Consider the following 6,164-nt stretch of genomic DNA (forward strand, 5'->3'; position numbering starts at 1 on the left):
CGGCTATCGTTTAGCGATAGCCGATTCTCACTGCAAGGAGCCGCTCGGAACGCCGATGCGCCAAATCTGGAAATCCTTTCGAGCGCTGTATTTCGCCTCGCTGATGATGTTGATCGGCTCGGGCCTGTTGAGTACCTACCTGGGCCTGCGCCTGGCTGCCGACCATGTCGACAGCCTGTGGGTTGGTGCGCTGATGGCCGCCAACTACTTCGGCCTGGTGCTGGGGGGCAAGATCGGTCACCGGTTGATTGCCCGGGTCGGGCATATCCGGGCCTATTCGGCCTGTGCCGGGATCGTCGGCGCGGCGGTGTTGGGGCATGGCCTGATCGATTGGCTGCCGGCCTGGTTGTTCCTGCGGGTGATCGTCGGCCTCGGCATGATGTGCCAGTACATGGTGATCGAGAGCTGGCTGAACGAGCAGGCCGAGGCCAAGCAGCGCGGGTTGGTGTTCAGCGGCTACATGATTGCCTCTTACCTGGGCTTGGTCATGGGGCAACTGATTCTGGTCATGCACCCGGCGCTGGGGCTGGAGCTGCTGATGCTGGTCGCCCTGTGTTTCGCCCTGTGCCTGGTGCCCGTGGCGTTGACCCGCCGGATTCACCCGGCACCCTTGCATCCGGCACCCATGGAGCCACGGTTCTTTATCAAGCGCGTGCCGCAGTCATTGAGCACGGTGCTCGGGGCGGGCCTGATCGTCGGTTCGTTCTACGGTCTGGCGCCGCTGTATGCCTCGCAGCAAGGGTTATCCACGGAGCAGGTCGGTCTGTTCATGGGTAGCTGCATTTTTGCCGGGTTGCTGGTGCAGTGGCCGTTGGGCTGGTTGTCCGACCGTTACGATCGGGCTGTGTTGATCCGCAGTTTCGCTTTCAGCCTGGCCCTGGCTGCACTGCCGCTGGCGATCATGCCGCAGGTGCCGCTTGAGGTTCTGTTTATCGCCGGTTTTATCTGTTCGCTGGTGCAGTTCTGCCTGTATCCGTTGGCAGTAGCGTTCTCCAACGACCACGTCGAAGGCGATCGCCGGGTGTCCCTGACGGCGATGTTGCTGGTGACCTACGGTGTTGGCGCGAGTATCGGGCCGCTGGTGGCTGGTGTGCTGATGAAGCTGTTCGGCAGCCAGATGCTGTATGCCTTCTTCAGTTTCTTTGCGTTGGTGCTGGTGTGGCGGATTCGCCCGAAAGCGGTGACCAACCTGCATCAGGTGGAAGATGCGCCGCTGCATCACGTGGCCATGCCAGACAACATGACGAGTTCACCACTGGTGGCTTGCCTCGACCCGCGTGTTGATGAGCAGGTAGTGCAGGATCAGATGCAAAACCCGGTGAGTGCCGGGCCAGAGCCTGAATCAGAACCTGAGGCTGATGTAACCGAAGCTGAAACCGATCAACCACCGCAAGACCCTGATACAGGGCGGGACCCTAACTTCAGTGAGGCCAGGCCTTAAATCCAAGGCATAAAAAAACGGGCAGTCACCGCAAGGGACTGCCCGTTTTTTGTTGGCGCTCTGTTACATGTCGTCTTTGTCGAACCGACGTGCTTCGCGCTGCAACTGGTAGACGAAGCGTTCGACCTGACGCTGCACCAGTCCGCTCATGTTGTGGAAGCGAACGCCGGCGAACGTAGTGGAGATCCTTTCTTCGAAGTGCAGGTAACGCAACTCGACTGGAGCGGTCATCTTGCCAAAGGGCAGGTCGGCGTTGAAGCGATCGTAAACCTGGCCCAGTTGCAGGCTGCCGGTGATGTCGCCGTCGAAACGCAATTTGCACCCGGTAGCGGAAATATCCAGCAGCTTGCCGCTGATGGGCGCCTTGAGCTTTTCGCCGTCGAGGTTGACGTTGACCAGTTGTGCCAGCTTCAACGCCGCGCGGAACGCATTGCGGCGCTGGTGGTACGAGACTTCATCGGGCAGGGGGCCGCGATAGCAGCGGCTGCCACCGGATTCGTCGATGGTCAATTGGCCGTTGCTTTCCCAGGCGATGCGCACGCCTTCGTGGAAGCCTTCGACCCTGAATGGTTCGCCGGCCATCAGGTAGCGTTCGCCATCGCGGGGGATCATTTCGTCCAGGGCAATCATGTTGCTGTCACGGTCCAGGTCCACCAGATAACTCTGGAAGCGCTGGCTGCGCTCGTGGAACGTGATGATCAGCGGGTCATGGCTTTCGAGCAGCTGGCGCAGGTTGCTGGAGATTTCCAAGGGCGTGGAGAGCACCTTGGGTGGCTGCGGCGAATCATCCACGGATAAGGCATTGGACACGGTTAATCAATCTCCAGACAAAATTTGACTACGACTGGCCAGCATTTTGCCAGCATCTTTCGCGTCTTGGATAGAGCGGGCTCATCGAGCGGCCTAAGCCTGACTGAGCGGCCTCGGCTTAGCAAGCTTGGAGAATGTTCCGCTGGCATCGTAAAGCGCCGGGGTTTCACCGCCATTGAGGATTTTCAGCTGGGTGGCCGTAGCGGCCTGCTGAGTGAGGATCGATTGACCGTTGTTGGCGTTGATGGCCTGGCACTGGGCCAGGAGATCGGTCAGCACGTCACTTTGCGCCAGCAACTGGTCGCCAATGCTCGACTGGCCGGCCAATTGCTCAAGACCGCCGCGGTTGGTCGGCAGGTTGAGGCTGGCGAGAATTTCACTGCGCTTGCGGCCATGCTGTTCGAGCAGGACGATCAATGCCTGTTTCTGCGCCAGGATGTCCTCGAGCAATGGCAGGTCGCGGCCATGCAAGGCGAGGGATTCGGTGCGCAGTAATTCCAGCAAGTGTTGCGCTGGAGCAAAGTCGTCGGTGATCAGTTGCAGTAAATTAGTGTCGTGCATGGCTGGCCTTGGGTTTTAAGCGTCCAAAAGCCTGGCGCCGGCGGAGGCCTAGCGCTGGGCTTCGAAGTTGAGCAGTTTGCTGGCTACGCGGTTGCTGTCGACTTTATAGCTGCCATCGGCAATCGCTGCTTTCAACTCGGCCACGCGGGCGTTGTCGACGGCGGGCTGATCGCGCAGCTTGTCGGTGACCTTCTGCAACTGCTGAGCCTCATTGCTGAGATGTACCGATTCCCCGCTTTTGACGGTACCGGCCTGTTCGGCCGCGGACTCCAGCGGCGCGGATTTGCCGGTTTCGGCGCTTTCCTTGCTGGCGCTGGTACGTGTACTGCCCGTAAGGGACGAGGAGCTGTTCAATCGGCTGAAATCGATGACCATGATAAAAAACCTCTGGGAATTTGGACGCTTGCCATGGTTTCGGCCATTCCCTGGAAAACTTTAGGCTCATTTATCAATGAACCTCGCGCGCGTCAGCGCTTGCCCTGCATGGAGCACAGTCTAGGGAACAGCCGCGGCAAGCGCCACATTCTGATGAGCAGAGAGCCTTACATGGACACTTCCACCTGCCCTGGCGCCATGACCTGCGCCTTGATGACCCGTTGGGAGTTGAGGTTTTTCACCCGTATCTGTTCGCTCAGGCTGCCGTTTGACAGGGCTTCGCCTGGCATTCGCACGCTGAGCGTACCGCTGCGGGCAGTAATCACCACCTGATCACCCTTGCGGATAACCTCGGCCTGTTCGATATGCACCAGGGTAATCACCTGGTCGGCGACCATTGGTCGGGTCAGTCGCTGCCCGATCGCCTGGTCGAGGGAGGTCAGGTAGCCCTGGCTGATCAGGCTGATATCGCGCTCGCGCAGCACCACGTCGCCAGGCTCGACAATGGCGGCGCGGCGCAGTGGCCGGGCGGTGCTCACGACATCGCGAAACAGGCGGACTTGAGCGGGTACGAACACGGTCCAGGGGGAGGCGCCCTCGCAGCGCACCTTCACCGTGACCCGTCCCAGTGGCTTGGGACTCTCCAGCGTTGCTGTCAATTCCTTGTCGCACATCGGCATGTGCATGCGCGGATCGAGCTGCTTGACCTCGATCTCGTAGCGACCTTCGGTTTGACTGGTAGCCAGATAGTCTTCTACGGTGAATTCAAGAAAGCCCTGAGTGACGCCGATAAGCATGTCAGGCAAGGTAACCGCGTCAGCAAGGGCAGGGCTGCCAGCGTTGAACAGGCAAACAGCCGCCAGCACGCCGAGTAATTTGCGATAGGGTGTGATCAGGCGTCGAAAAAATGTCGGTTCTGTGTTCATAACGATTAAAAAAGCAAGCGCCGTGCCGTTTAGTGATGAAGGTGCGTCGCAACAACACTTGGCGTTGGTGTAGGAGTCTGGGCATGGCTGGTGTAATGGATTCGGTAAACCAGCGCACGCAACTGGTGGGGCAGAATCGCCTTGAGCTGTTGTTGTTCCGTCTCGACGGCCAGCAGCTATACGGGATCAACGTCTTCAAGGTTCGGGAGGTGCTGCAATGCCCCAAACTGACGCTGATGCCCAAGTCCAGTCCTGTCGTGTGCGGCGTGGCGAACATCCGGGGGGCGACCATTCCGATCCTTGATCTGGCGATGGCGACCGGCTCCGGTGCTTTGAAGGACAAGAACAACCCCTTCGTGATCATCACGGAGTACAACACCAAGACCCAGGGTTTCCTGGTCCGCTCGGTGGAACGCATCGTCAACATGAACTGGGAGGAGATCCATCCGCCACCCAAGGGCACCGGACGCGATCACTACCTGACGGCGGTGACGCGGGTCGACAATCAGTTGGTCGAAATCATCGACGTCGAAAAAGTGTTGGCGGAAGTGGCGCCGACGCCGGAAGCGATTTCCGTCGGCGTGGTGGATGTCGAAACCCAGCACAAGGCGCTGTCGTTGCGCGTGCTGACGGTCGACGACTCGTCGGTGGCGCGCAAGCAGGTCACGCGTTGCCTGCAAACGGTCGGCGTCGAAGTGGTGGCGTTGAACGACGGTCGGCAAGCGCTGGACTACCTGCGCAAACTGGTCGACGAGGGCAAGAAGCCGGAAGAAGAGTTCCTGATGATGATCTCCGACATCGAGATGCCGGAGATGGACGGGTATACCCTGACGGCGGAAATCCGCAACGACCCGCGCATGCAAAAGCTTCATATCATCCTGCATACTTCGTTGTCGGGGGTTTTCAATCAGGCGATGGTCAAGAAGGTCGGTGCCGATGACTTCCTGGCCAAATTCCGTCCTGATGACCTGGCATCCCGGGTAGTCGACCGGATCAAAGCAGCAGATATCAGCTAGGGGCCCGCGCCCCTGGCAGTCAACACGATTTAAGAGGCGGCATCATTGTCTACGGGTAATTTGGATTTCGAACAGTTCCGGGTATTCCTGGAAAAAGCCTGTGGCATTTTGCTCGGTGAAAACAAGCAATACCTGGTCTCCAGCCGTCTCAACAAACTGATGGAACAGCAAGGCATCAAGTCTTTGGGTGAGCTGGTTCAGCGCATGCAGACCCAGCCGCGCAGCGGTTTGCGCGAGCAGGTGGTGGATGCCATGACCACCAACGAAACCCTGTGGTTTCGTGATACCTACCCGTTTGAAGTCTTGAAGAACAAGGTACTGCCCGAAGCGATCAAGGCCAGTCCCGGCCAGCGCCTGCGCATCTGGTCGGCGGCATGCTCGTCGGGCCAGGAACCGTATTCGCTGTCGATGTCCATCGACGAGTTCGAGCGGGTCAACATGGGGCAGTTGAGGATGGGCGTGCAGATCGTTGCCACCGATCTGTCCGGCACCATGCTGAACAACTGCAAGACCGGCGAGTACGACAGCCTGGCCATCGGCCGCGGCCTGTCGCCCGAGCGCCTGCAGCGTTATTTCGATCCGAAAGGACCGGGACGCTGGGCGATCAAGGCGCCGATCAAGAGCCGGGTGGAGTTCCGCTCGTTCAACCTGCTGGACAGCTACGCAGCCCTGGGCAAGTTCGACATCGTGTTCTGCCGCAACGTGTTGATCTACTTCTCCGCCGAGGTGAAGAAGGACATCCTGTTGCGCATCCACAGTACGTTGAAGCCGGGCGGTTACCTGTTCCTCGGTGCTTCCGAAGCGCTGAACGGTTTGCCGGATCATTACCAGATGGTCCAGTGCAGCCCGGGGATTATTTACCAGGCGAAGTGATTTGTTGGTGTTGTCAAAAAACGGGAGCCCTTTGGGGCTAATGCCGATCAGTTAAGCCTTCTCGCTTGACCTTTGGCCGCAAGAAATCAAAATCCGATGCCTGTACTGGCATCGGATTTTTTTATGCGTCTCGCTCGGGCACTGGAACTGACCCACAACATC

The 6,164-nt window shown here is 59.0% G+C and carries 7 protein-coding genes; 3 read left to right on the top strand and 4 right to left on the bottom strand.

Annotation, left to right across the window (positions count from 1 at the left end; translation table 11 throughout):
• Nucleotides 1-55 precede the first annotated feature (55 nt).
• On the top strand, nt 56-1,441 hold the full coding sequence (locus tag KGA88_RS22285; RefSeq protein WP_110658341.1) for an MFS transporter: 1,386 nt from the start codon (nt 56-58) through the stop codon (nt 1,439-1,441).
• 63 nt (nt 1,442-1,504) lie between these two features.
• On the opposite strand, the gene KGA88_RS22290 is transcribed toward KGA88_RS22285, so the two are convergent.
• The 4 genes from KGA88_RS22290 to flgA all read right to left on the bottom strand — a co-directional run bounded on the left by KGA88_RS22290 (nt 1,505) and on the right by flgA (nt 4,113).
• Entirely contained in the window at nt 1,505-2,251 is a 747-nt protein-coding gene (locus KGA88_RS22290) for a flagellar brake protein (RefSeq protein WP_110658342.1), read from the bottom strand.
• Between the two features lie 93 nt (nt 2,252-2,344).
• On the bottom strand, nt 2,345-2,812 hold the full coding sequence (locus KGA88_RS22295; protein WP_110658343.1) for a flagella synthesis protein FlgN: 468 nt from the start codon (nt 2,810-2,812) through the stop codon (nt 2,345-2,347).
• Nucleotides 2,813-2,860: 48 nt separating this feature from the next.
• Nucleotides 2,861-3,187 carry a flagellar biosynthesis anti-sigma factor FlgM gene (gene flgM / locus KGA88_RS22300; protein ID WP_110658344.1) on the bottom strand — a complete coding sequence of 109 codons (327 nt, stop codon included), beginning with the start codon at nt 3,185-3,187 and terminating at the stop codon, nt 2,861-2,863.
• A gap of 167 nt (nt 3,188-3,354) precedes the next feature.
• On the bottom strand, nt 3,355-4,113 hold the full coding sequence (gene flgA / locus KGA88_RS22305) for a flagellar basal body P-ring formation chaperone FlgA (protein WP_110662515.1): 759 nt from the start codon (nt 4,111-4,113) through the stop codon (nt 3,355-3,357).
• An 83-nt stretch (nt 4,114-4,196) separates the two neighbouring features.
• Between flgA and KGA88_RS22310 the strand changes: the two genes are divergently transcribed.
• Together KGA88_RS22310 and cheR are read left to right on the top strand one after the other, a co-directional pair.
• Nucleotides 4,197-5,129 carry a chemotaxis protein CheV gene (locus KGA88_RS22310; RefSeq protein WP_007980130.1) on the top strand — a complete coding sequence of 311 codons (933 nt, stop codon included), beginning with the start codon at nt 4,197-4,199 and terminating at the stop codon, nt 5,127-5,129.
• 45 nt (nt 5,130-5,174) lie between these two features.
• Nucleotides 5,175-6,002 carry a protein-glutamate O-methyltransferase CheR gene (cheR, locus tag KGA88_RS22315; RefSeq protein ID WP_110662516.1) on the top strand — a complete coding sequence of 276 codons (828 nt, stop codon included), beginning with the start codon at nt 5,175-5,177 and terminating at the stop codon, nt 6,000-6,002.
• Nucleotides 6,003-6,164 lie beyond the last annotated feature (162 nt).

The sequence above is a fragment of the Pseudomonas sp. A-R-19 genome, assembly GCF_019956575.1.
In the GTDB taxonomy this organism is placed as follows: domain Bacteria; phylum Pseudomonadota; class Gammaproteobacteria; order Pseudomonadales; family Pseudomonadaceae; genus Aquipseudomonas.

What these genes read in the sequence shown, in the direction of transcription:
- KGA88_RS22295 (WP_110658343.1), bottom strand. Translation starts at nt 2,812, where the DNA reads ATGCACGACACTAATTTACTGCAACTGATCACCGACGACTTTGCTCCA.
- KGA88_RS22310 (WP_007980130.1), top strand. Translation starts at nt 4,197, where the DNA reads ATGGCTGGTGTAATGGATTCGGTAAACCAGCGCACGCAACTGGTGGGG.
- flgA (WP_110662515.1), bottom strand. Translation starts at nt 4,113, where the DNA reads ATGAACACAGAACCGACATTTTTTCGACGCCTGATCACACCCTATCGC.
- KGA88_RS22285 (WP_110658341.1), top strand. Translation starts at nt 56, where the DNA reads ATGCGCCAAATCTGGAAATCCTTTCGAGCGCTGTATTTCGCCTCGCTG.
- flgM (WP_110658344.1), bottom strand. Translation starts at nt 3,187, where the DNA reads ATGGTCATCGATTTCAGCCGATTGAACAGCTCCTCGTCCCTTACGGGC.